Source organism: Microbacterium telephonicum (assembly GCF_003651225.1).
In the GTDB taxonomy this organism is placed as follows: domain Bacteria; phylum Actinomycetota; class Actinomycetes; order Actinomycetales; family Microbacteriaceae; genus Microbacterium; species Microbacterium telephonicum.
In genome coordinates, this window is the sequence record NZ_RCDB01000002.1 from 545531 (window position 1) to 570627 (window position 25097).

The window sequence follows — 25097 nt, forward strand, 5'->3', positions numbered from 1 at the left end:
TAGGGAAGTTCAGGGATATCCGCGCGTGCGCGTTCCTTCGAGCCTAGGCCGTCACCGCCTCGGGGGAAACTCCTTCGGGCCGTGCGATATCGGACGCGTCGCCGCGGCGGCGGGCGAACCGCTTGAGCAGCACGACCGAGAACGCGCTCACGACGGTGCCGGCGGCGATCGCGATGAGCCACAGCCAGAAGTTGTCGATCGCGAAGAACACGAACACGCCGCCGTGCGGGGCCTTGCTGTTGACGGCGAACGCCATCGACAGGGCGCCGGTGACGGCACCACCGAGCATCATGGCCGGGATGACGCGGAACACGTCGGCGGCGGCGAACGGGATCGCACCCTCGGAGATGAACGCGGCGCCCAGCAGCCACGCGGCCTTGCCGTTCTCGCGCTCCGGCTCGGTGAACAGCTTCCGGTCGATCACCGTCGAGGCCAGCGCCATCGCGAGCGGCGGCACCATCCCGGCGGCCATGACGGCGGCCATGATCTCGAGGTACCGGGTGTCGCCGGCGATGCCGGCGGCGAGGTTCGCGGTGGCGAAGCCGTAGGCGACCTTGTTGACGGGGCCGCCGAGGTCGAAGCACATCATGAGACCGAGGATGATGCCGAGCAGGATGACGCCGGCACCGGTGAGGCCGGCGAGCCAGTCGTTGAGGGCCAGGGTCAGCCACGCGATCGGACCGCCGAGCACCATGATCATGAGCCCGGACGCGAAGATCGAGGCGAGAAGCGGGATGATCACGACGGGCATGAGACCGCGCAGCCACCGGGCCACCTCGAGGCGGTTGAGCCACCACGCGGCGAGTCCGGCGAGCAGACCGCCGACGATGCCGCCGATGAAGCCCGCACCCATGAACGACGCGACGGCGCCGGCGACGAAACCGGGGGCGATGCCGGGTCGGTCGGCGAGACCGTAGGCGATGTACCCGGCGAGGGCCGGCACGAGGAAGCCGAACGAGAGTCCGCCGATCTTGAAGAAGACCGCGCCGAGGTACATCAGCAGGCTCGTGTCGCCGAGGTTCCACAGCGTCGACGAGCCGAGGACGTCGTCGGCGGTGAAGGCGATCTCGTAGCCGCCGAGCAGGAAGCCGAGGGCGATGAGCAGGCCGCCTCCGGCGACGAACGGGATCATGTAGCTGACGCCGGTGAGCAGCGCGCGCTTGACCGACCCGCCCAGGGAGACGGGGGCGTTGGAGGTCGGCACGGCGCCCGAAGCGACGCTCCCGCTGACGCGCGGCGCGAGCGGGTTGCCCACGGCGGCCACGGCCTCGTCGATCAGCTGCGCGGGCTGCTCGATGCCGCGCTTGACGGCGGCGCGGACCACCGGCTTGCCGGCGAAGCGCTGCGGATCGCGCACATCGACGTCGACGGCGAAGATGACCGCATCCGCGTCGTCGATGGTCTGCTGCGGCAGCGCCTTGTAGCCGGAGGAGCCCTGCGGCTCGACGACGAGGTCGATGCCGGCCTTCTGCCCTGCCGCGGTGAGCGCGTCGGCGGCCATGAAGGTGTGGGCGATGCCGGTCGCGCACGCCGTGACGGCGACGATGCGGGCGGGCCGGCCCTCGACGAGGAGCTCGGTCGTGGCGGGGGCGGATGCGGCCGCCGGCGTCGCGGGGGCGGCGGGCGTCTCGCTGACCGCATCGGTGACGAGGTCGACGACCTGCTGCGGCGTCTGCGCCGCCCGCAGGCCGGCCGTGAAGTCGTCGCGCATGAAGGCGCGGGCCAGGCGCGAGAGCACGGCGAGGTGCTCTTCGGCGGCGGTGTCGGGCGCGGCGATGAGGAAGACGAGGTCGGCGGGGCCGTCTTCGGCTCCGAAGTCGACACGCGGTGCCAGTCGCGCGAACGCGAGGGTGGCGGCGGTGACCGCGGGGCTCTTCGCGTGCGGGATGGCGATGCCGCCCGGGAGGCCGGTCTCGTCGGTCTGCTCTCTCTTCCACGCGTCGGCGGCGAGGGCGGCGGCATCCGTCGCGCGGCCGGCGGCGGCCACGCGTGCGGCGAGGGCGTCGATGACGGCACGCTTGTCGCGGCCGAGCGGCTCGTCGAGGCTGACGAGCGGTGGGCTGATGATGTCGGACACGGTGACCTCCAGTGGTCGGGTGGTGCGGGTTTTCAGGTGAGGGTGACCACCGGCACGTCGCCGGTGGGAAGGTCCGCCGGGGCGGGCGGCTGGGTGCCGGGCAGGGATGCCGCCGCGGCGCCGTAGCGGATGCCGCCGCGGACGGCGTCGGCGGGCGCCGCTCCGGCGGTGCGGGCGAGGAGGAAGCCGGCGAGGGAACTGTCGCCGGCGCCCACGGTGCTGCGCACCCGGATCGGCGGCGGCGTCCCGTGCCAGGCGCCGTCGGCGGTGATCAGGAGCGCACCGGCGGAGCCGAGTGTGACGAAGGCGGCCCCGACGCGGTGCGGGACCAGTGTCGCCGCCACCTCGCGCACGCGATCGACACCGTCGACGGTGACGTCGAGGGGCGTGCCGGTGAGGGCGGCGAGTTCTTCGTCGTTGGGCTTGATGAGGTCGGGACGCCCGTCGGCGACGACGGCCTGCAGCGCGGCGCCCGAGGTGTCGACCGCGATCGAGGGCGCGCGGGTGCCCCACCGTTCGCGGACGGCGCGGATCACGGTCACGTAGAAGTCGTCGGGCAGCCCCGGCGGCAGCGACCCGGCGAGCACGAGCCAGTCGGCGTCGGCGCACGCGGCGACCGTCGCCTCGCGCAGCGCGGTCGCATCGGCCTCGGTGCGGGCGGTGCCGAGCGCGTTGAGTTTCGTGGTCGTGCCGGCGGGGTCGGTGACGGTGAGGTTCGTGCGCGCGGCCCCGCGCACGGGGACGGCCCGCACCGGGAGGCCGGTCTGATGCACGGCGGTGGCGAACGGGTCGGCCGGGTCGAGCGGGAGCACGGCGAGGGTGCTGCCGCCGGCGGCCGCGATGACGCGGGAGACGTTGAGGCCCTTGCCGCCCGCGTCCTCCCGAGCGGCGACGACGGACTGCACCTCTCCGACGGCCAGCGGTGCGGCCAGGGCGACGGCGCGGTCGAGCGACGGGTTGGCGGTGAGCGTGACGATCACGCGACCACCACCTCGACGCCGGCCGCCGCGAGGGCCTCGGCGAGAGGGCCGGTCGGCGCGGCGTCGGTGACGACGACATCGATCTCGTCGAGGGGGGCGAAGGAGACCAGCAGCTCCGCCTCGAACTTCTCGCTGTCGGCGAGGACGACGACGCGACGCGCGCCGCGGACGATCGCCTCTTTCACCGCCGCCTCGTCGGGGTCGGGTGTGCTGAGACCGAGCGAGGCGGACAGTCCGTTGGTGCCGACGAAGGCGACGTCGGGGCGCAGCCGCGACACCGCGGCGACGGCACCGGCTCCGACGGCGGCGGCGGTCAGGCCGCGGACGCGACCGCCCACGGCGGTGACCTGCAGCCCGGCGACGCCGGCGAGCAGGTGCGCGACGGTCATCGAGTGCGTCACGACCTCCAGCGGCGCGGCGGCCTGAGCGGCGGCGGCAAGGTGCGCGGCGAGGGCCGCGGTCGTGGTGCCGGCGTCGAGGTACACCGATCCGCCGAGGTCGTCGGGCATGAGGGCGAGGGCGGCGCGGGCGATGGCCTCCTTCGCCTCACCGCGCACGAGCGCGCGCTCGGCGAACGAGGACTCCGCCGTGCTCACGCGGGTGCGCGAGACGGCGCCGCCGTGCACGCGCCGCACGACGCCAGTGCGTCCGAGCTGGTCCAGGTCGCGTCGCACGGTCTCGGTCGTCACGTCGAATCGACGCGCGAGGTCGACGACCGACACCCGCCCTTCGGCGGCGATGAGCTGCGCGATGTGCTCGTGGCGCTCCGTTGCGTACATGTCATCCTCCTCGACTGTTTCCACAGATTACAACACAAACACAGATTCACAAAGACCCTTCTCGCGGCCATCGTCCGGACGGCGCGTGTTGTAGGACCGACACAAGGAACCGAGTCTCACCGCCTCTGGGATTTGGTGCCAGGATGCAGACCTGTCACGAGATGCGCGGCGACGAGGCGTCGGCACGCTACGTTCATCGCACTTCGGCCCGCGGGTTCCCGACCCGCGGGCGCGCCCTCCCCGGGGCACCCACCCGCACGCGCACCGTCGCGCGTGCTCGAACACGGAGTTTTCGATGATGAGAACCGACGTACACGCGCACGGCTGGGGGATGCGGATCACCGTCATCGTCCTCGCCGTCCTCCTGGCGACCATGACCGGCCTCTACCTGCTGACCGCCGCCAAGCTCAGCAGCGGGGCCGCCGAACTCGACGACGGCGCGACACGCGCCGCGGCCGGCGCCGGCGACCTCGCCGACGGCGCCGCTCGGGTGTCCGCCGGAGCGGGCGAGCTCGCCGACGGCGCCGGCCGCCTGGAGGACGGCGCAGCGACCGCCGCCGCCGGAGCGACGAAGCTCTCCGCGGGCGCCTCGAGCGCCGCGACCGGTGCGGCCACGCTGTCCACCGGCGCCGCGACCCTGTCCGCAGGCGCGGGTTCCGCCGCGGCCGGCGCGGCGCGGGTGCAGAGCGGGGCCTCCTCCGCCGCCTCCGGCGCGGCACGCCTGGCGGCCGGTGCGCAGAGCGCCGCCGCGGGCGCGCGCGATCTCGCGGTCGGCGCGGATTCCGCCGCCCGCGGCGGCGCGACGCTGGCCGAGAAGGCAGGACTGCTCGCGCAGGGCGTCTCGGGCGCCGACGCCTACAGTCGCGGCGTGCTCGCCAGCTCACAGGGGTTCGCGAACCTGCTCTCGACCAAAGTGACCGACGACGTGCGCGCTCTCGGCGCCAACGCCGCCGCGATCACGGCGACCGCGGAGAGTGCACCGATCGACGCGAAGAAGCTCGCCGGTCAGATCTCACTCCTCACCGATGCCGACCCGAGCAACGACCCGGCGCCGGCCGACCTCGCACTGCTCGCCGCGACCGTCTCCGCGAAGACCACAGCGCTGGCGGCACCGGCTGCCGCGGCGCCGACACTCTCGCAGGGCCTGCAGCAGGCCGCGGGTGGGGCCGCTCAGGTGGCGGGCGGTGTCTCGAACATCATCAACGGGGATGCGGCGCACCAGTGGCCCGGCACCGTGGCGCTGACCGATGCGGAGAAGGGCGCGCCCGCCCTCGCCGCCGGCGCCCGCGACCTCGCGTCCGGACTCGCAAAGCTGAACGACGGCGCCGGCCGCCTGCAGTCGGGAACCGGCGACCTGTCCGCGGGCGCGACGACGCTGGCCTCCGGCACGCAGACGCTCTCGACGGGCGCGCTCTCGCTCAGCAGCGGGGCGCAGAACCTCGCGACCGGCGCGTCGACGCTCGCCGCCGGAGCGGGCAGCCTCGCCGACGGCACGGCGCAGCTCTCCGAGGGCGCGTCCGACCTGTCGGCCGGGCTCGGCGACCTCGCCGACGGCGCCACCACGCTCGCCGAGGGCACCGTCGCGCTCGACGACGGTGCGGCCACGCTCGCCGCCGGATCGGTCGACCTCAGCGACGGCAACACGGCCATCGCCGACGGCACCGGCACGCTCGCCTCCGGCACGCAGGCGCTCGCGCCGACCCTCACGCCCTGGATGCTGGGTGCGGCGCTGGCTGCGCTCATCGCCGCCGGGTTCTGGGTCGGACACCGCGTGAACCACCGGGCGCGGGTCGCGGCATCCGCCAGCGCCTGAACGCCCACCTCACACGACAGCGCCCCGACCGGATCCGGTCGGGGCGCTGTCGTGTCGATGCGCGAGGCTCAGGCCTCGCTCATCATGGTGACTTCCTTCTGGCCGCGGGCGGCGAGCGCGGCGGCGCGCGCAGCAAGGCGACGCGTCTGCTCGGCCTGACCCTGGTCGAGGACTTCCTGATCGACCTCCACCGAGTCGACCTTGTTCACACCGTTGTACTTCGCGATGTACGCGTCGAGCTCGGGGCCCGACTCCCACGAGGTGATGAGGCAGTAGCGCGGCTCGTCGCCGTAGTGGGTGGCGGCGTGCCACAGGCGCTGCGTGTCGATGATGAGCTGGGCGCCGGCCGGGAGCGCGATGCGCGTCTCCTGGCTCGGGTCGGTGCGGTTCTCACGCAGGACGAAGAAGCTGTCCTTGTCGTCGGTGAGATTGAAGAACCCGCGCACGACCCACCCGGTGCCGTCCGGGTTCAGGCGGTTGTTGTCGTCCTGGTGCAGGTTGTACAGGCAGTCCGCGTACGTGTTGGGCTGCAGCTCGATGATGCGGCAGCGTCCGACGTTCGCACCCGGCTCCTGCGCGCGCGCGGTGAGCGTCGGAGCCAGCTCGGTCTGCGCGTCGATCCACACGCCGTCCTTGTCGGTGCGCGGCGGCTTGTGGTTCCAGAAGCCGTTGCACTCGATCTCCCCCTTGGCCGAGGCCAGCGGAGCGAAGCGCGTGTCACCGGAGGACTTCCAGTCCACGTATTCGATGTCGAGCCACTCCTTGGGGTCGATCTCTTTGCCGTAGGGGTCGAGGACGACGTAGCCCGTCTCCTCCAGAGCGGCGCTCTTGATGTAACCCATGACGAATCATGTCCCTTCCGCGGACCAGCGAAGTTTTTACAGGCCCGGCTTAGGCAAGCCTACCTAGCCGTGCAAAACCCGCCACTAGACTCGTCGGGGTTTGCGAGGAACGAAGAGTGAACATGAGCAGCACCCCTGAGACCATCTCCCCCACCCCCGCGCAGGCGGCCACGGACGTGAACACGGCCGCGAACACCGCCGCAAATGTCGCCGCGACCGCGGTGAACACGATCGGGTGGCTCGCGGCATCCGACACGACGATCGTCGTCCCGGTCTACCAACGGCAGTATCGCTGGGACATCGGCGGCTGCGAGCAGCTGCTGGGCGACATCCGCGCCGTGGCCGACACCGACGACGGGCAGACCCACTTCATCGGGTCGATCCTGTCCACCGCATCGGATGCGGGCGCCGGCGACCCGCATCTCGTCCTCATCGACGGCCAGCAACGCCTCACGACGCTCATGCTGCTGGTCGCCGCGCTCCATCACACCCTCCGCGACGACGATCCGGCGCTGGCCGACGAGCTCGCGCGCGTACTCGTGCACCCCGACGACCCTGCACGCACCAAGCTGCGTCCGCACCGGGCATGGGCGGAGGTCTTCGAGAGCGTCGTGCTCGACCGCCGCTCGCCCGGCGACACCGAGCGCGAGTCTCGCTTCGACGACAACTACGCGTTCTTCCGCAGCCAGATCCGCCCCGACGAGGCGGCGCACATCTGGCGCGGGCTGCAAAAGCTCGAGCACGTGTCGATCACCCTCGGCGGCGAGGCGAACGCGCAGCAGATCTTCGAGAGCCTCAACTCCACGGGCGAGCCCCTGCGCGATCACGAGCTCATCCACAACTACGTGCTCATGGGACTCTCCCACGAGGAGCAGAGCGAGATCGAGTCGCAGTTCTGGCTGCCGATCGAACAGGCCACGGGCGATCAGATCGGGTCGTTCTGGGCGCACTACCTCGTGATGCGCACCGGGCGCGAGGTGACGGTCGCCGGCGAACGGGGCGTCTACGACACGTTCCGCCACGAGTTCCCGCGGCTCGGCATCGACACGCTCCGCGGTCACGCCGCGCAGTGGCGCGAGGATGCCGCGATCTACCGGCTGCTGCTCGAACCCGCCGAGACGCCCGACGCCGGCATCGGCGCGCAGTTCGCGTTCCTGTCGACGTTCGGCCGCGGCACGTATCCGCTCGTGATGCGCCTGTACGGCGAGCACCTGCGCGGCGCGCTCCCCCGGGAAGAGCTCATCGAGAGCCTCGAACAGCTGCAGTCGCTGCTGCTGCGGCGCATCGTGTCGGGCCTGCCGGTCGACCGGCTCGTCGCACGCCTGTGCCGGGCGGCGGATGCCGGACGGGACGCCCTCGCGCATGCGATCGCCCGCATCACCCCGTCGGACGAGCGCACCCGCGTTGGGCTGAAGTACACCGAGCTCCCCCACCCCGCGTATGTCCTGGCGCGGCTGGCCGGGCGCACCGACGCCGAGGGGGTCGACGTGGAGCACATCGTGCCGATCGCCCCCTCCGACGAGTGGACCGGCGACGGCGTGCGGCGCTGGGGCGAGCTCTCCGACGACGAACAGAACGCGCACCGCGCCCTGGTCCCGACGCTCGGGAACCTCACCCTGCTCGAGCACGACCTCGCCGATCGCGCCTTCGACGCGTCGTTCCCCGAGAAGCGCTCGCTCTACGCGCGCAGCGGGGTCGACCTCACCGTGGACGTCGCGGGTGCGCTGACCTGGGGCACGGCATCCATCGCCGCCCGCACCGAGGAGCTCACCCGCCGCTTCACGGAGGTGTGGCGCCGACCGGCCGTCACCGTCATCGACGACGACGACCTCACCCCCGTGCTCGACGCGCGCAAGCGCCGCGGCTGGCCGCGCGGCTGGCAGCGCGAGTTCGACTACGTCGAGTTCCGCGGCGAGCACTGGGAGGTTCCCGACGTGAAGTACCTGTTCAACCGGGTCTTCAAGCGACTGTGGGCCGATTCGCGCGAGAGCGTCGTCGCCTTCTCTGCGCGGCGGGGCGGCCCCGTCTACCCCGCGATGGCGTGGAACGGGCACTGGGACCGCATCGCCGACGACCAGTACCTGTACATGGGGTGGGACTCGAAGTACATGCTCTCGGCCGTGCAGGGAGTGCTCGAAGAGGCGGGCTGGGCGAGCGAGGTGTTCGTCAAGTACTCCTACATCGGCGACGCGATGCGCGACTGAACGGGTCGATCCCGCGGATGCCGGTCAGCCGCCGTGTCGGCGCCGCCCGCCGATGACGGCGTACAGCAGCGGAACGATCGAGAGCCCCATGAGCACGCCGCCGAACGTCGGCTGCGTCAGCTGCAGCAGCACGCCGCCGATGAGGGTGCCGGCGAACAGCACACCGCCGAGCACGCGGAACGCGAGTCGCTCGAGGTGGTCGATGCGGCGCTCCAGCCGGGTGAGGTCGACCGCGACGCGCCCCTCCTCGAAGCGGGTGACGAGCCGGTCGATACGCTGCGGCAGCCGCGCGGTCGTCGTGACGACGCCGAGGGCCTGCTGGGCGAGGTCCGCCACGAGGCCGCGACCCTCTTCGCGCAGCACCTTGCCTGCGTAGGGCTCGACGGCATCCCACACATTGAAGTCGGGGTCGAGGGCGCTGCACACCCCGGACGTGAGCGACATCGCCCGCACGATGAGCAGGAAGCTCTCGGGCAACTGGAACGGCATGGTGCGCACGACGTCGCCGAACTCGTGGGCGAAGTCACGGAACTCGCGCGGGTCGACGTCGCGCAGCTGCGCGAAGCCCATACCGCCGAAACGGGAGAACAGCGCCGACAGAGCGCGCTCGAGCTCGACGGTGTCGGCCGACGGCAGCAGCACACCGACGTCGCGCATGGCCTTGACGAGCCCCTGGCCGTCGCGGGAGGCCACGGCCAGCAGCACGTGCCGCAGTCCCTGGCGCAGCGTGTCGGAGACTTCGCCCATCATCCCGAAGTCGATGAACGTGAGGCGCCAATGCCCGCCGGTCAGGGGCGTGACGAACACGTTGCCCGGATGCGGGTCGCCGTGGAAGAAGCCGTGCTCGAACAGCTGGTCGAACATCACCCCGGCGAAACCCTGCGCCACCTCGGCGGGGTCGATGCCGGCGGCTGCCAAGGCGGCGTGGTCGTTGATCTTAATCGCGGTGACGTCCTGCAGGGTGAGCACGCGCCGTGTGGTGCGCTCCCAGACGATCTCGGGCGCCGCCACGCGCGGGTCGCCGGCGAAGTCGGCGGCGAAGCGCTCGGCGCTCTGCGCCTCGTGCAGGTAGTCGATCTCCTCGCGGCTCGTGGCGGCGAACTCGGCCAGCAGAGCGTGCAGGTCGACGCGGTCTCGCACGGCCCGCATCCGCGACACCCAGTCGGCGACCCGGTTCAGTGCCGCCAGGTCGACGTCGACGATCTGCTCGATGCCGGGGCGCTGGATCTTCACGACGACGGCGCCGAGGCCGGTGTCGGCCGCATCGTGGGGCGCGAGCCGCGCGCGATGCGCCTGACCGAGGGACGCCGCGGCGACGGGGACGGGGTCGAACGAGGCGAACACGCGCTCGAGGGGAGCTCCGAACTCCGCCTCGGCGAGCACCCGCATCTGCGCGAACGGGACTGGCGGCACCTCGTCCTGCAGTCCTTCGAGTTCTTTGGTGATCTCGGGCGGGAGCACGTCGAGGCGCGACGACATGAACTGGCCGACCTTGATCATGAGCCCGCCGAGGTCGATCGCGAGCGCCCGGAAACGCTCGGCGATGCGGCGGGTGCGGTCGGCGCGGGAGCGCTCGGCGATCCGTCCGAGACCGATGCGCGGCAGCAGGAACTCGAACCACCACGTCTGCACGAGGTAGCGCGCCGCGAAGCGCAGGATGCGCCGGTAGCGGGCGCTCGTGCCGGCGGCGTCGGTCATGGGATCTCCTGGACCCCGACGTGCCGGGGTGTGCGGGTCAGTCCTGGGCGAGGATCGAGTAGAGCCTACGGCGTGCCTCGTCGAGCACGGCGACGGCTCCGTCGACCTGGTCGGACGATCCGGTGCGGGCGACCTGAGCGATGACCTGGGCGAGCTCGACGCCGGCCTTCGGGAGCGCCGACAGGCGGCCGCTGTCGCTGAATCCGGTCGACTCCCAAGGCGGCGTCCCGGCGGCCTCCTCGGCGACGGCGCGACCGGCCTCGGAGAGCGCGTAGGTCTTGCGCCCGTCCGCCTCGGTGGCCTCGATCAGCCCTTCGTCGGCGAGCAGCTGCAGGGTCGGGTAGACGGAGCCCGCGCTGGGCTTCCAGAACCCGTGGCTGCGCTCGGCGATCTCGGTGATGATCTGGTAGCCGTGCATCGGCTGCTCGGCGAGCAGGGCGAGCACGGCCGCCCGGACGTCGCCGCGCCCCATGCGCACGCCGACGCGCTTGTCGAACGAGGTGCGCAGCTGGTCGACGGCCTCCCAGATGGCGCCGGGGTTGGGGAACCCGTCACCGAAGCCCTTGCCGAATCCGCTGCCGAAGGTGCTGTTGCCGAACGATCCGCCCATGATGGCCTCCTCGATGTGAGCGATACATCGACGATATATCGTTCACGACGGGATCGGAAGGGGTGCCAGCGCACGGGATGGGCCGCGTTTCGACGCAGAGCCGGCCGCAGAAACCAGAAAACCCCCGCTCACGCGGGGGCTTCACTTTGCTGTCAGTGAAGTTGCTTACTCAAACCCTTTGGAACTGCCATTTACCCCCGATGACCTGCGGAAACTCGCGGTTCCTGGCGACAGGGATGAGGGTTTGAGTACCCCCGCTTCCTACCGGCCGCACGAGCTTTCACGGCGTCTCGGAGCCATCAAGGTTGAGGAGCTCGTCCAACGAGCGCTGGCAGGTGAGAGCGTCCGGTCGTTGGCTCGCGAGCTTGGCGTCGCGAACTCCGCGCTGACCCGGATGCTGCGCGAGCAGGGCGTGGCGATCTCGAAGCGGAAGGTAAGTGACGACGAGGCCGCCAAACTAGCGCGGGAGTATGCGGCCGGCGCCACGATGGCGCAGATGAAGAAGGAGTATGGGCTCTCGCACGGAGCAGTACTTCGATCGCTGCATCAGTCAGGCGTCGCCATGCGGGCGAAGGCTCCGCGGCGTCGCTAGGTGTCGAAGTTGCCCCACTCGTCGCCGAGAACCCAACGGAGCGCCGACAGTTCGCCGCTCAGCATGCCCCACTCAAAATCACTGCCCGACTGCATCGCTTCGAAACCGTACTTCTCCTCGAGACGTTTCATCTCCGCGAACATGCCATCCAGGATGTCTTGGGGCACCTTCCGGCCACCGCTACCGCGAACGGCTCACTGCCGCTTGACACGCAATAGGAGCAGCAGTCCTGGTCGACCCCGGCCGAAGCTGTCAGAAACACCGTCATTGGCTACTGAGACAGTCCCTGGTCTGGTCTGGTCTGGTCTGGTCTGGTCAGGTCAAGTCAGGTCAGGTCAAGGCGCGCACGGAGTCTCCGGGCACGAGCCGCCCACGTATCCAGACCTGCTCGATCGCCCGCCCTGGCTCGTCCATCGTCGCCAGCAGCACGCGGGCCGTGCTCTGCGCGATCTCGGGCACGGGCTGGACGATCGTCGTCAGCCGCGGCACGAAGTAGTTCGCGATGTCGAGTCCGTCGAATCCCACGAGCGAGACGTCAGCGGGCACCGACAGTCCGGCCTCGCTGAGCGCCCGGCTCGCACCGATCGCCGCCGCATCGCACACGGCGACGAGCGCCGTGACATCCTTCGGCGCCGTGGTGAGCCACCGCGAGACCGATTCGTAGCCGTTGCGCATCGTGTAGGCCTGCTCCTCGACCGCGGATGCCACGACAAGGGCGTCATCCGGCGCGATCCCGGCATCCTTCAGCCCGGCACGATACCCGGCCAGCCGCAGCGCCCAGGCGTGCTCTCGGTCGGGTTCGGCCCCCGCCCCGACGAACGCGATGCGCCGGTGGCCGAGGGCGGCGAGGTGGGCGGTCAGCTCACGCGCGCCGGCATGGTCGTCGACCGAGATCGACGAGTGCAGCGCCGCGGTTCCCGAGTAGTCGGGCGTCGTGCAGAACACCATCGGCACATCGATCTCGGCCAGGCGCCGACTGAGCTGAGCGGATGCCTCGCGGTCGGCGCTGCCGTAGCGGCCGAGGAACACCACGCCGCCGAACTTCCCCTCGCGCACGATGCGTTCGACGGTGCCGGCATTCGCATGCTCAGGATCGGCGACGTGCGAGATCGTCGTGTCGTACCCCGCCTGTGCGAATGCGAGCTCGAGCTGCTGCAGAACCTCGACCAGCAGCTGGCCGAACTCGCCCTGGATGAACACCGAGATCGTCTTGGTGGTGCCGATCTTCAGGCGCCTCGCGCTCGAGTTCGGCACATAGCCGTACTGCGCGGCCGCCGCCCGGATCCGCGCACGCGTCTCGGGATTGACATCGGAGCGGTCGTTCATCGCCCGCGACACCGTCGACACGGCCACTCCGCAGATGCGCGCCAGCTCCTTGATGGTCATCTCCGGCATGGCGGAGCCTCCTCGGTGCGGGCGTTCACCCCTTGACGGCGCCTGCGGCGACCCCTCGGATGATGTGCTTCTGGCTGGCCAGGTAGAAGACGATGACCGGAATCAGCGCCAGGACCAGCACGCCCATCATCGCACCCATGTCGACCGAGCCGTAGCCGCCCTTGAGATACTGCACGGCGATCGGGATCGTCTTGTAGTGCTTGAGGTCGAGCGTCAGATACGGCAGCAGATAGTCGTTCCACAGCCACATCACCTCGAGGATCGCGACCGTGATCATGGCGGGTTTCAAGATGGGCACGACGATGAGGAAGAAGGTGCGCACGGGGCCGCAGCCGTCGATCGTGGCGGCCTCTTCGATCTCGTATGGGATGCCCTTGACGAAGCCCGTGAAGATGAACACGGCGAGTCCGGCTCCGAAGCCCAGGTAGATGATCCACAGGCCGAACGGGTTGTTCAGGCCGAGATAGTCGGCGAGCCACGACAGGGTGAACATGACCATCTGGAAGGGGACGACGAGATTGAACAGGAAGCTCGTGTAGAGCGTCTTCGCGTAGCGGTTGTCCATCCGAACGATCCACCAGGCCGTCATCGACGTACCCGTGAGGATGAGGGCGGTGGCGCCCAGCGTGATCACGAGCGACCAGCCGAACGACGAGATGAAATCGGTCAGTTCTATGCCGCGCAGATAGTTGTCCCAGCCTACGAACGAGTCGGCGGTGGGCAACGCGAAGGGCTCGGAGGCGATGTAGACCTTGCCCTTGAACGAGTTGATGACGACGAGGGCGATCGGGTAGAGGTAGGCCAGCGCGATGACGGTGAAGACCGTCGTCCACAGCCAGGGGCGGCGCGGCTTGTCGTTCATACTGCCGCCTCCTTCGAACGGGCGAAGCGGTTCTGAGCGAGAGCGATGACCGCGACGATGATGAGGAAGACGACCGCCTTGGCCTGGCCGACGCCCTCGAAGCCCGTGCGTCCGTAGAACGTGTTGAAGATATTGAGCGCGAGCAGCTCGGACAGGCGCGAGGGGGCGCCGTTGGTCAGCGCGAGGTTCTGGTCGAACATCTTGAAGCCGTTGGTGATCGTGAGGAATGTGCACACCGTGATGGAGGGCATCACGAGCGGGATGATCACGCTGCGCAGACGACGGCCGGCCGATGCGCCATCCATCTCCGCCGCCTCGAGCAGCTCGGTGGGGATCGACTGGAGCCCGGCGATGTAGATGACCATCATGTAGCCGATCTGCTGCCAGCACATGAGGATGACCATTCCCCAGAAGCCGTAGGTCTCGTTGTAGGTGATCGAGCGGGCCCACATCCCCAGCACGCCGTTGAGCAGCAGCAGCCAGATGTAGCCCAGCACGATGCCGCCGATGAGGTTCGGCATGAAGAACACGGAGCGGAAGGTGTTCTTGCCGCGGAACTGCTTGACCAGCAGATAGGCGATCGCGAACGCGAACACGTTGATGAGGATCGTCGTCACGATCGCGAAGCCGGCCGTATACCACAGCGAGTGCGCGAACGTCTCGTCGCCGAACAGCTTGAGGTAGTTGTCGAACCCGACCCACGTGCTGCGGGTCACGGTGCGGAACTCGGTGAACGAGAGGTACACGCCGAGGACGAACGGGACGACGAATCCGATGATGAACGCCGCGACGGTCGGGCCGGTGAACAGCCACCCCCAGCGTGCGAGGGATTTCTTCATGATGAGTGCTCCTTGATGTGGCGCGCGGCTCACGCCACCGTGCCGCGGGGTTCGAGACCCCGCGGCACGGTGAGGGGATCAGCCGTTGGCGAGCTCGTACTCGGTCGCCCAGCCGTCGACGAACGCGGTCACGACCCCGTCCCAGTCACCCGTCTCCTGCGCGTACTGCAGCAGGGCCTGGCCGACGCCGTTCTTCCACTCCTCGGAGGGCATGACGGTGAAGTTCCAGGTGACGGCGGTCTTGCCGGCCGCGGTGTACGCGGCATCCGCCTGGATGAAGGGGTTGGAGGGCAGGTAGTCGGCGAACGTGTCGAACGGCGTGACGAAGCCCATCGTGTTCGCGAGCGACTCACGACCGGCATCGGAGGTGATGACCCACTCGAGGAAGTCCTTCGTCGCCTGCTGGTCGGCTTCGGATGCCTCGCTGTTGATGACCCAGTAGTTCTCCGAGCCGGTCGTCAGACCCTGGTTCTGTTCACCGTCGGCGCCGATGTAGATCGGGAGCATGCCGAGGTCCTCGTCGGCGACGGCCTGGCCCGTGATGTCGTTGTACGCCCACGTGCCGTTCTGGTAGAACACGGCCTTGCCGAGCGCGAACTCGGCGTTCGCGTCCTCACCGGTCTTGCTCGAGAGGAGCGTGCGCTCGGTCGTCGAGTTGTCGATGTACAGGTCGAAGATCCGCTGATAGCCGTCGAGGTACTCGTCGGTGATCGTGGCGGGCTGGCCCTTCACACCGTCGGCCTTGAACTGGTAGTAGAGCGGGATGTTCGCGAGGTGCGTCTTGAAGCGCCAGTCGGACGAAGAGTCGAAGCCGGCCGACGTGAAGGCGCCTTCGATCCCGAGCGCGTCCTTGTTCGCCTGGATGCCCTCGACGACCGCCTTCAGCGTGTCGAAGTTGTCGATCTCGTCGATGTTCGTGATCGCCGCACCCGGCAGCGCGATGTAGTCGTTGACGAGCTTCTTGTTGTAGATGATGCCGTAGGTCTCCTGCACGTACGGGATCGCGACAGGAGCGCCATCGTCGTTCGTCAGCGCCACCGACTGGTCGTTGAGGTGCTCGTAGATCGCAGTGTCTGTGAGGTCGGACGCGTAGTCCTTCCAGCTGGCCAGGCCCACCGGACCGTTCACCTGGAACAGCGTCGGCGCGTCGCTCTTGGCCATCTCGGACTTCAGCGTCGTCTCGTACGTGCCCGACGCGGCGGTCTGCACGTCGACCTGGACGCCGGTCTCCTTCGTGTACTCGGCCGCGAGGGCGACCCAGTCCTCCGCCTGCTCGGGCTTGAAGTTGAGGTAGTACACCTTGCCTTCGGCCGAGCTGTCGCCGTCGCTGCCTGCGCTGCAACCGGCCAGTGCGCCGGCCAGTGCGGTCACCGCCAGACCTGCGGCAAGCAGCTTCCCCGTTCTGCGCGTGATCATCGTCGTGGGCCTTTCCTTCGTTGGATCGATGCCGTGGACGCGGCGTCGCATCCCTGCTCCACCGCGGGAGGCGGAGTTTCGGAAACGATTCCGCCTGCAAGCACCACAGTACGCGCGGCCGCCGAGGTGCGCAAGCGCGACCGGGACGCCCCGACGGTCACGATCCGATCACGGTCGAAGCGGAGCCCTCAGTCCGCGCTCTCCGGCTCGGGCGCCGGCAGCAGCGGAGCCAGCGCACGCTCGATGAGCGGCACCGAGGCCCAGACGGCGAGGGGGTACCCGAGGAGCAGCAGGAGCACGAGGGCCTGCGGCACGAGGAACCACGTCGCGATCGTCACCGCGAGCACGACCGCCTGGATCACGAGCACTCCCCCGGCCCACGGCAGCCGCGCGATCGCGAGCGCCGCCGCATTGCGCAGCGTGCGGCCGACGGTGTTCTCGAACCGCGCCTGCAGTGCCCACACGAAAGGGAAGATCAACAGGTAAACAGCACTGATCAGGGTTTTCATCACCGCGAGCTCGGGGATCGGCAGAAGGATCCAGCCCGCCAGAAGCGCCGCCCCGATCGATCCGACGACCGCCCAGAGCGCAGTGGACTGAGCGAGGTTCGCACGGAACGACCGCCAGAACGTCCGGGCCGCTCCGTCGTCGAGGTCTGCCTGCAGGCGCCGTGCGGCATCGTATGCAGCAGCGAGCCCCGCACCCAGCGTGACGATCGGGAGGGCCGTGAGCAGCAGCAGCACGTTGACGACGATGATGTCGCCGAGCGTCGATGCCGCACGCCACAGGGGTGCAGCGCGATCGAAGAGCCGGCCGAACACGACACCCTCCTCCCCCGTCGATCCCGATCGAGATCGACACCAGCCTATCGCGGGCCGTGCACTCGGCGACGAAGAGGAGTAGCCTCGCTGACCGGATACGTTTCCGGGGTGAACGGCTGCATCGAGGCATCCCTACCGGAACAGAAGGGTGAGTTCATGGGCGAGCGGGTGTTCGACGTCGAGCCGTATGCGATCACGACGACGCGGCTGGACGATGCCGCGATGCGCGTCATCGAATCGATGACGTCGATCGGCAACGGTCACATGGGCATGCGCGGCAACTTCGAAGAGGGCTACGGCGGCGACACGCACCCCGGGACCTACATCGCGGGGGTCTGGTTTCCCGACAAGACGCGTGTCGGCTGGTGGAAGAACGGCTACCCCGAGTATTTCGGCAAGGTCATCAATGCGGTCGGCATCATCGCCGTCGGCATCACCGTCGACGGCGAGCGCGTCGACCTGCATGACGGAGATCACCAGAATGCGTCGATCCGGCTCGATCTGCGCAATGGTCTGCTGACACGCTCCTTCGACTACCGCGTGGGCACATCCGTCGTGCGACTGCACTTCGAGCGGTTCCTCTCACTCGTCACCCCCGAGCTGTGTCTGCAGCGCATCCGTGTCACCGCGCGCGAGGGCACCCCCAAGGTCACTCTCACGCCGCGACTGGACGGGAACGTCCACAATCTCGACTCCAACTACGGCGAGAGCTTCTGGGAGGAGGTGGTGCGCATTCCGGCCGGCGACCCGCAGCTGTCGATGCGCACCGTGCCCAACCCGTTCGGCACACCCCAGTACACGGTCACCGCCTCGATGCGAACCGCAGCGGTGGGCCTCGAGCACGCGGGCATCATCGATCGGCGTCTCGAGGTCGGCGAGCGCTACACCGGCACCCTCGCCGTCGGCGCCACGGCGGAGCTCGTCAAGACGAGCGCCGTCGTCACGACCCGCGACGTCGACGAGACCGCGCACCGCGACACCGTCACGAGCCTTTTGGAAGCCGCCGCGGCATCCACCTTCGACGAGCACCTCGCTGCGCACACGGCGGTGTGGGAACAGCGCTGGGCCCGTGCCGAGGTCCGCATCGAGGGCGACGACGAGGCGCAGCAGGGCATTCAGTTCAATCTCTTCCAGCTCTTCTCGACCTACTACGGCGAGGATTCCCGCCTCAACATCGGGCCGAAGGGATTCACCGGCGAGAAGTACGGCGGGGCGACGTACTGGGACACCGAGGCGTACCTGGTGCCGCTGTACCTCGCCGTATCGGAGCCCGCGGTCTCGCGCGCCCTGCTGACGTATCGTCACGATCAGCTCCCCGAGGCCCAGCACAACGCGCGGCAGCAGGGACTGGCGGGCGCCCTGTTCCCGATGGTGACCTTCAACGGCGTCGAATGTCACAACGAGTGGGAGATCACGTTCGAGGAGATCCACCGCAACGGCGCGATCGCCTTCGCGATCCGCACCTACACGGAGTACACGGGCGACAGGACATATCTCGAGGGGCCGGGGATCGAGGTGCTCGTGGAGATCAGCCGCTTCTGGGCCGACCGCGTGCACTTCGCGCAGGCGCGCGGGCAGTACATGCTGCACGGCGTCACAGGCCCCAACGAGTACGAGAACAACGTCAACAACAACTGGTACACCAACTACCTCGCCGCCTGGGTGCTGCGCTACACCGCGCAGACCCTCGGCGAGCTGACCGTCGAGCGGGCCTCGGCCCTCGGTGTGGCATCCGCCGAGCAGCAGCGGTGGCAGACGATTGCCGAGCGCATGTATCTGCCGACCGATGCCGAGCTCGGCATCAACGTCCAGCACGACACGTTCCTGGACAAGGACCTGCGCAGCGTCGAGACGATCCCCGTCACCGAGCGTCCCATCAACCAGAACTGGTCCTGGGACCGGATTCTGCGCTCGTGCTTCATCAAGCAAGCGGATGTCCTGCAGGGCATGTATCTGTTCGAGGACGATTTCACACCCGACGATCTGCGTCGCAACTTCGACTTCTACGAGCCGATGACCGTTCATGAGTCGTCACTGTCGGCGTCGATCCATTCGATCGTCGCGTCGTCGATCGGTCGCCCGGACAAGGCGATGGAGCTGTACCGTCGCACGGCACGTCTCGACCTCGACAACTACAACAACGACACCGAGGACGGCCTGCACATCACGTCGATGAGCGGCGCGTGGCTGTCGATCGTGCAGGGCTTCGCCGGCATGCGCGTGCGCGACGGGGCGCTCTCCTTCCGCCCGTTCTGCCCCGAGGACTGGGACGGCTTCTCGTTCACGATCGGGTTCCGGGGTCGGGTGCTGGGTGTGCGTGTGACGGCGACGACCCTCACGCTCACGCTGCGGTCGGGCGATCCGCTCGATGTCGAGGTCGCCGGTCGGCTGCACCGGGTTCACGGCGAAGTTGAGATCGCGCTCGAAGGGGTCTGCTGATGGTTTGGTTGAGTCCTTGACCGGGTGATTCTGTGAGGGATCGCGCTGGAAGGATGGCGATCATGCCTATCAAGTTCACGGACGAGTTCAAGCGGGATGCTGTCTCGCTTGTCGAGTCGGGCATCGCGCAAAAAGCGGCGTGCAAGGACCTCGGTGTCTCGAAGTCCGCGTTGCAGGCGTGGGTGCGTGATGCGAAGTTCCAGCCGCACGGGCTGACTGGGCTCGACTTCCAGCTCGGGAGACTCGACCTCCTCGAGTGGCAGCAACTGCAAGATCTCACCCGACGGGATCGCGAGGAACTGAAGCTCAGATCCCGCCGCGGACATCTCATCTTCTGCCCGCGGCCAGACCTTGGCCCGGGGATTCCGCTGCCTGGCTTCGACCCGTCCTGGCAGACTTGACCCAGCGGTCTTGGGGCCCGCTCCACCACCGGCCCTTCAACTCGATCTGGCTCAGTCTCGCGGTGAGGCGCCTCTCGATAGCTTCCGCATTCTCAAGCTGCTTCGCCTTGCCAGCCAGATCCCGTCGCAGGGCCTCGTAGGGGTTCGACGGGTCGTCGAGCGCAATGCTTGCGGCGTCCGCGAGGAGCGCACGCCGGTACAGGGCGTTCGCAGCTCGCGCGATGTGGCTCCTCGAAGCGCAGGGCTTTCAGACACGGCCTTCACCGAGCAACTCGGCGAAGACAGTAAGCACCAGCCGACTCGCGACAATCCTGCGCGATCCGTGCTACACCGGCGTGAATCGGTACAAGGGCAAGCTCTACGTCGGACGCCACGAAGCGCTGGTCTCCAAGGAGACGTACCTGAAGGTGCAGGCAGTCCTCGACTCACGCAAGCGCGACGGCACACGCGACATCGTGCACTTCCACTATCTCAAGGGCTTGCTCTACTGCGGCGAATGCCGCGACGCCGGCCGCACCAGCCGACTCCTGTACTCCCGCAACACCGGACGCGGAGGCACCTACGAATACCTCATCTGCGCTGCACACCAACGTCAGCTCTGCTCCATGGTGAACGTGCGCGTCGAACAGATCGAGGCCGCGATCATCCCGAAGGTCGCTGAAGAACGCCTCTCGGTCGAGATGCTCCAGGGCATGGAAGAGGCGCTCAACGCGTCCGTCGCGAACATCCTCGCGCAGGACCGCGACACGAAGAACCAGCTCAAGAAGCAGCTCGACAAGCTCGAGGCTCAAGAAGAGCGCCTCATCGAGCTCGCAGCGACTGGCGCCCTCCCGATGAGCAAAATCCGTGAGCGAATCGAGAAGACCGCGATGCAACGCGGCGCAATCGAGGAGAAGCTCGAGTTCACTGTCGACCGCATGCAGTACGCCGCAGAAGGCGTCCTTGGCTTCCTGAAGCTCCTCGTCGACCCAGGCACCCTGTACCAGCGGGCCTCCGACACGGTGCGAAGTGACCTACTGAGCGCGTTCTTTACTCGTCTCGTCGTCTACGTGACTGACGAGGGCCTCAAGATCGAAGCCGAACGTCACGACGCTAACGCGCGCATCCGCGCGATCCACGGCCAGGTTGCGTACGGGCGTGCGAACGCAACTTCAGACCAAAACGAAACTCCCCGCTCGCGAGCGGGGAGTTCGGTTTCAGCATCAAACTCGGTCAGTTCATTTGACCGGGGTTTGAGTAACCACGATGTGGCTGGGGTACCTGGACTCGAACCAAGAACAACTGAACCAGAATCAGCCGTGTTGCCAATTACACCATACCCCAAGGGGGTGACGACCGAAGTCGTACCGAGGGTCTAGCTTAGCCCACCCGAGCAGGCTCGCCAAACCGACGCGCTCCCGGGCGCGCCGCCTCAGCCCCCGTGGCGCACGAGGGCGTCGAGACGGGCGATCGAGACCGACTTGCCGAGCAGTTCCATCGACTCGAACAACGGCGGCGACACCCGGCGACCGCTGACGGCGACCCGCAGCGGACCGTAGGCGACGCGCGGCTTGAGGCCGAGACCGTCGATGAGCGCGCTCGCGAGGGCGTCCTGCACCGCCGCGGCGGTGAAGTCCTGCTCGGGGATGAGCTCGAGCGCCCCGACGGACGCCACGAGCACCTCCCCCGCGTTCGCGGGCAGTCCCTTGAGCGCGTCCTCGTCGTAGGCGACCTCGTCGCGGAAGAGGAAGCCGAGCAGCCCGGGTGCCTCGCCCAGCAACTGCATGCGCTCCTGCACGAGCGGCGCGGCCGCATCCAGAATCTCCTGCTGCTGCGCCGTCGGCGGCTCGCTCACGAGACCGGCGGCGGCGAGATACGGCACCAGGCGCGCGGCGAAGTCGGCCGGCTCCAGCATCCGGATGTGGTCGCCGTTGATCGACTCGGCCTTCTTCTGGTCGAAGCGCGCCGGGTTCGGGTTGACGTCGACGATGTCGAACGCCGCGGTGAGCTCCTCGAGGGAGAACACGTCGCGGTCGGCGGCGATCGACCAGCCCAGGAGCGCGAGGTAGTTGAGCAGGCCCTCGTGGATGAAGCCGCGCTCGCGGTGGAGGAAGAGGTCGGCCTGCGGGTCGCGCTTGGACAGCTTCTTGTTGCCCGTCTCGCCCAGGACGAGGGGCATGTGGCCGAAGCGCGGGACGAAGTCGGTGACGCCGGCGTCGCACAGAGCCGCATAGAGGGCGAGCTGGCGCGCGGTGGAGGGCATGAGGTCTTCGCCGCGGATGACGTGGGTGATGCCCATGAGAGCGTCGTCGACCGGGTTGGTGAAGGTGTAGAGCGCCTGCCCACCGGCGCGCACGACGACGAAGTCGGGGAACGACCCGGCCGGGAAGGTGACCTCGCCGCGGATGAGGTCGACGTACGTGAGGTCGCGGTCGGGCACACGCACGCGCCACGCGGGTTCGCGGCCCTCGGCGCGGAAGGCGGCCTTCTGCTCGTCGGTGAGGTCCCGGTCGAAGTTGTCGTAGCCGAGCTGCTTGGCCCGTCCCGCCGCCTCGTTGCGGGCGTCGATCTCTTCGGCGGTCGAGTAGGACTCGTAGACCGCGCCGGACGCGACGAGCTTCTCGAGCACCTCCGCATAGATCTCACGGCGCTGCGACTGCCGGTAGGGAGCGTGCGGGCCGCCCTTCTCCACTCCCTCGTCCCAGTCGATCCTCAACCAGGTGAGCGCGTCGACGAGCTGGCGGTAGCTCTCCTCGCTGTCGCGTGCGGCGTCGGTGTCTTCGACGCGGAAGATGAGCTTGCCGCCGGTGTGACGCGCGTACGCCCAGTTGTACAGGGCGGTGCGGACCATGCCGACGTGCGGCAGACCCGTCGGCGAGGGGCAGAACCGAACGCGGACGTCGGTGCCGGAGGCGGTGGTGGTGCGGGGATCGATCGCGCTGGACATCACGCCCCAGTCTAGGCGGCGGCGCCTCTCCTCCCCGCGGCGCCCATCGCGCGCGCGGTGCGAGAAAGCCGCTGCGAGAAATCACAACGGCGGCGAGAAATCTGCTCCGCCATGATTTCTCAGCCTGCGAGTGGTTTCTCACCGTCGCGGCCAGTGGCGAGCACCTCGGCGAGGGCGGCGAGAGCGGCGGCCAGCGACGGCACGCGCTCCGCCCCCTGCGCGGTGATCACGTGCAACCGGCGCGCCTCGGCGGGCGGCAGCGGCGCGGTGCGGATGCCGGGCAGCAGCGGGAACGACTCGAGCGCCATGCGCGGCAGCGTCGCGACGCCGATCCCCTGGGCGACGAGACCCTCCACGGCAACGTAGTTGTCGGTCTCGTAGCCGATGCGGGGCTCGAATCCGGCGCGACCGCACAGCTCGAGCAGATGACCGCGGCAGCGGGGGCATCCGGCGATCCAGGTCTCGTCCGCGAGGTCGGCGACCTCGACGACGGCGGGCGCGGATGCCGGGAGCACGAGCATCAGCTCGTCGCGACCGGCCGCGCGCACCGTCAGGCCGCGCGCGCTGGACCGGTGCGGATCGTCCCGGTCACCGGGGTAGCTGAACGTGAGGGCGATGTCGGCCCGGTCCTCCCGCACCGCGGCGACCGCCTCGGGCGGCTCCGCCTCGCGGTAGGTGACCGACAGCCCCGGATGCGCCGCCGCGAGGGCGGCGATGAGGCGCGGCACGACCACCGGCGAGGCCGACGGGAACGCGACGAGCCGCACGAGCCCCGTGCGCAGGCCCCTCAGGTGCGCGAGCTCCTCGACGACGGCGTCCACGGCGAGCGACACCGCGGGAGCGTGGCGTGCGAGGACGCGTCCGGCTTCCGTCAGCCGCACGCCGCGGCCGACGCGTTCGACGAGTGCAATCCCGACGCGCGTCTCGAGCCGACGGAGGTGCTGACTGATCGCCGGCTGGCTGTAGCCGAGGCTCTCTGCGGCGGCCGTGATCGATCCGGTGTCGGCGATCGCCCGCACGATCCGCAGGCTCTGCACGTCGAGATCGAGGTCCGCATCCATTCACGCATCATCGCACGGCATGTGTTTCATCCCACACCTGCTGTAGACGAATGATTCGGACGCGCGGATGCTGGTGTCGTGCCTGCCGCCCTCGACCTCCGACGCCCGTCGCCCTCCGGCGACCTCGGCGCGGAGTTCTCGAACGCACGCGGGTACCTCGCGGCCTGCACCGCCGGTCTGGTCATGGCGGGTACGCGCCGCGCCCTGACTGCCGAGCTCGACCGCCGGCCCGACGTCGCTGAGTACTGCCGGGCCGTCGAGTCGTCGCGGGAGGCGTTCGCACGGCTCGTCGCCGTGTCGCCCGAGCGCATCGCGATCGGCTCGCAGACGTCGGTGCAGCTCAGCATGCTCGCCGCGTCCCTTCCCGACGGCGCCGTCGTGCTCGTGCCGGACGGCGAGTTCTCGTCGGTCGCGCTGCCCTTCGTCCATGCCGGTCGCGGCATCCGCGTGCGCACCGCGCCGCTGCACGCCTTCGCGCAAGCCGTCGCCGACGACGTCGCGCTCGTCGCGTTCTCGCTCGTGCAATCGGCGACCGGCGAGGTCGCCGACGCCGACGCGATCGTCGCCGCGGCGTCACGCGTCGGGGCCCGCACGGTGTGCGACGCGACGCAGGCGGTCGGCTGGTTGCCGGTCGACGCGGCGCGCTTCGACGCCCTCGTCTGCCACGCGTACAAATGGCTGTGCTGCCCGCGGGGCGTCTCGTTCCTCGCGCTCCGGGCGGACTACGCCCGGATGCTGCGGCCCGTCCACGCCGGCTGGTACGCCGGCGAGGACCCGTGGGCGTCGTGCTACGGCACCGCCGTCGACCTCGCCGGGTGCGCGCGGCGCTTCGACGTGTCCCCCGCCTGGCAGGCGTTCGTCGGCGCCGAGCCGGCGCTGCGGGCCTTCGCCGACGCGGACACCCTCGGCATCCACACGCGGACGACGTCGCTGGCCCGGTCGTTCCGCGAGCGGCTGGGACTGGCGATCCCGGAACGCGCCGGCGCGATCGTCACCTGGGACGACCCCGACGGGACGGACCTCGCCGCGCTCACGGCCACCGGCGTGATCGCCTCGGGCCGAGGCGGCCGCGCCCGCGTCGCATTCCACGTGTTCAACGACGCCGCCGACGTCGACCTCGCCGCCGCCGCGCTCGGCCGCTGAGCGAGGCACCGCGCCGGCCGCGTTGTCCGCCCATGTCACACGAACGGCCGCCCCCAGCCTCCGGCACCGGCACATCGCGTGACACGCCACCCGCACATGTCACACGAACGGTCGTCCCGCACACCTCCCACCGGCCCTTCCTGTGACACGCACGCCGACGCGGCGATGGACCACGGCCCGTTCACATCCGACACGTCAC

Annotated in this window: 19 protein-coding genes, 1 tRNA gene and 2 pseudogenes; 7 read left to right on the forward strand and 15 right to left on the reverse strand. The window is 69.3% G+C overall.

Annotation, left to right across the window (positions count from 1 at the left end):
- Positions 1 to 43 precede the first annotated feature (43 nt).
- Genes C7474_RS07570 through C7474_RS07580 form a run of 3 tightly spaced genes read right to left on the reverse strand, consistent with a single transcriptional unit; the run spans position 44 to position 3836 of the window.
- Positions 44 to 2077, reverse strand: a complete 2034-nt coding sequence (locus C7474_RS07570) for a PTS fructose transporter subunit IIABC (protein WP_121058555.1) — start codon at positions 2075 to 2077, stop codon at positions 44 to 46.
- Between the two features lie 32 nt (positions 2078 to 2109).
- A complete protein-coding gene (locus tag C7474_RS07575; protein ID WP_121058557.1) occupies positions 2110 to 3057 on the reverse strand; it encodes a 1-phosphofructokinase family hexose kinase in 948 nt (315 codons plus the stop codon).
- Entirely contained in the window at positions 3054 to 3836 is a 783-nt protein-coding gene (locus tag C7474_RS07580; RefSeq protein ID WP_121058559.1) for a DeoR/GlpR family DNA-binding transcription regulator, read from the reverse strand. The genes C7474_RS07575 and C7474_RS07580 overlap by 4 nt, the downstream gene beginning before the upstream one ends.
- A gap of 295 nt (positions 3837 to 4131) precedes the next feature.
- Here C7474_RS07580 and C7474_RS07585 point away from each other — a divergent pair, with 295 nt between their 5' ends.
- Positions 4132 to 5649: a hypothetical protein gene (locus C7474_RS07585; protein ID WP_121058561.1), complete on the forward strand. Its 1518-nt coding sequence runs from the start codon at positions 4132 to 4134 to the stop codon at positions 5647 to 5649.
- A 68-nt stretch (positions 5650 to 5717) separates the two neighbouring features.
- Here the strand turns inward: C7474_RS07585 and C7474_RS07590 are convergent, their stop codons facing one another.
- Positions 5718 to 6491, reverse strand: coding sequence for a hypothetical protein (locus C7474_RS07590; RefSeq protein WP_121058563.1), 774 nt, complete (start codon positions 6489 to 6491; stop codon positions 5718 to 5720).
- 122 nt (positions 6492 to 6613) lie between these two features.
- On the opposite strand from C7474_RS07590, the gene C7474_RS07595 reads away from it, so the two are divergent.
- Positions 6614 to 8695 (forward strand): DUF262 domain-containing protein, encoded by a 2082-nt coding sequence (locus C7474_RS07595; protein WP_121059353.1) that lies wholly within the window; start codon positions 6614 to 6616, stop codon positions 8693 to 8695.
- A gap of 24 nt (positions 8696 to 8719) precedes the next feature.
- On the opposite strand, the gene C7474_RS07600 is transcribed toward C7474_RS07595, so the two are convergent.
- Together C7474_RS07600 and C7474_RS07605 are read right to left on the reverse strand one after the other, a co-directional pair.
- Complete coding sequence (locus C7474_RS07600) at positions 8720 to 10393, reverse strand: ABC1 kinase family protein (protein WP_121058565.1); 1674 nt, start codon at positions 10391 to 10393, stop codon at positions 8720 to 8722.
- Between the two features lie 37 nt (positions 10394 to 10430).
- On the reverse strand, positions 10431 to 11003 hold the full coding sequence (locus tag C7474_RS07605; protein WP_121058567.1) for a PadR family transcriptional regulator: 573 nt from the start codon (positions 11001 to 11003) through the stop codon (positions 10431 to 10433).
- Positions 11004 to 11355: 352 nt separating this feature from the next.
- Here C7474_RS07605 and C7474_RS07610 point away from each other — a divergent pair, with 352 nt between their 5' ends.
- Positions 11356 to 11595, forward strand: a complete 240-nt coding sequence (locus C7474_RS07610) for a helix-turn-helix domain-containing protein (protein ID WP_121058569.1) — start codon at positions 11356 to 11358, stop codon at positions 11593 to 11595.
- Here the strand turns inward: C7474_RS07610 and C7474_RS15010 are convergent.
- The 6 genes from C7474_RS15010 to C7474_RS07635 form a co-directional block, all read right to left on the reverse strand.
- Complete coding sequence (locus tag C7474_RS15010) at positions 11592 to 11738, reverse strand: hypothetical protein (protein WP_158597311.1); 147 nt, start codon at positions 11736 to 11738, stop codon at positions 11592 to 11594. The two genes, C7474_RS07610 and C7474_RS15010, sit on opposite strands and share 4 nt — an antisense overlap.
- Before the next feature lie 187 nt (positions 11739 to 11925).
- The gene (locus tag C7474_RS07615) at positions 11926 to 12990 is read right to left on the reverse strand and encodes a LacI family DNA-binding transcriptional regulator (protein WP_121058589.1); all 1065 of its coding nucleotides are present in this window, start codon (positions 12988 to 12990) and stop codon (positions 11926 to 11928) included.
- Positions 12991 to 13015: 25 nt separating this feature from the next.
- Complete coding sequence (locus C7474_RS07620) at positions 13016 to 13852, reverse strand: carbohydrate ABC transporter permease (RefSeq protein WP_121058591.1); 837 nt, start codon at positions 13850 to 13852, stop codon at positions 13016 to 13018.
- Positions 13849 to 14691, reverse strand: coding sequence for a carbohydrate ABC transporter permease (locus C7474_RS07625; protein WP_121058593.1), 843 nt, complete (start codon positions 14689 to 14691; stop codon positions 13849 to 13851). Before C7474_RS07625 ends, C7474_RS07620 begins: the two co-directional genes overlap by 4 nt.
- A 78-nt stretch (positions 14692 to 14769) precedes the next feature.
- Positions 14770 to 16107 carry an ABC transporter substrate-binding protein gene (locus C7474_RS07630; protein WP_121058595.1) on the reverse strand — a complete coding sequence of 446 codons (1338 nt, stop codon included), beginning with the start codon at positions 16105 to 16107 and terminating at the stop codon, positions 14770 to 14772.
- Between the two features lie 188 nt (positions 16108 to 16295).
- Positions 16296 to 16928, reverse strand: coding sequence for a DUF624 domain-containing protein (locus C7474_RS07635; RefSeq protein WP_158597312.1), 633 nt, complete (start codon positions 16926 to 16928; stop codon positions 16296 to 16298).
- Between the two features lie 156 nt (positions 16929 to 17084).
- Here C7474_RS07635 and C7474_RS07640 point away from each other — a divergent pair, with 156 nt between their 5' ends.
- The 3 genes and pseudogenes from C7474_RS07640 to C7474_RS15495 form a co-directional block, all read left to right on the forward strand.
- Positions 17085 to 19367, forward strand: a complete 2283-nt coding sequence (locus tag C7474_RS07640) for a family 65 glycosyl hydrolase domain-containing protein (protein ID WP_121058599.1) — start codon at positions 17085 to 17087, stop codon at positions 19365 to 19367.
- A 62-nt stretch (positions 19368 to 19429) separates the two neighbouring features.
- Positions 19430 to 19585: pseudogene (locus C7474_RS15530) on the forward strand (transposase); the annotation flags it as partial.
- Positions 19586 to 19989: 404 nt separating this feature from the next.
- Positions 19990 to 20358 (forward strand): annotated as a pseudogene (locus tag C7474_RS15495) (recombinase family protein); the annotation flags it as partial.
- A 658-nt stretch (positions 20359 to 21016) separates the two neighbouring features.
- Here the strand turns inward: C7474_RS15495 and C7474_RS07660 are convergent.
- The 3 genes from C7474_RS07660 to C7474_RS07670 all read right to left on the reverse strand — a co-directional run bounded on the left by C7474_RS07660 (position 21017) and on the right by C7474_RS07670 (position 23755).
- Positions 21017 to 21091 (reverse strand) — tRNA-Gln (locus C7474_RS07660).
- 88 nt (positions 21092 to 21179) lie between these two features.
- Entirely contained in the window at positions 21180 to 22694 is a 1515-nt protein-coding gene (gene gltX, locus C7474_RS07665) for a glutamate--tRNA ligase (protein ID WP_121058605.1), read from the reverse strand.
- Between the two features lie 119 nt (positions 22695 to 22813).
- Positions 22814 to 23755 carry a LysR family transcriptional regulator gene (locus C7474_RS07670; RefSeq protein WP_121058607.1) on the reverse strand — a complete coding sequence of 314 codons (942 nt, stop codon included), beginning with the start codon at positions 23753 to 23755 and terminating at the stop codon, positions 22814 to 22816.
- A 78-nt stretch (positions 23756 to 23833) separates the two neighbouring features.
- Here C7474_RS07670 and C7474_RS07675 point away from each other — a divergent pair, with 78 nt between their 5' ends.
- Complete coding sequence (locus C7474_RS07675) at positions 23834 to 24898, forward strand: aminotransferase class V-fold PLP-dependent enzyme (protein ID WP_422385782.1); 1065 nt, start codon at positions 23834 to 23836, stop codon at positions 24896 to 24898.
- The last annotated feature ends 199 nt before the right edge of the window (positions 24899 to 25097 follow it).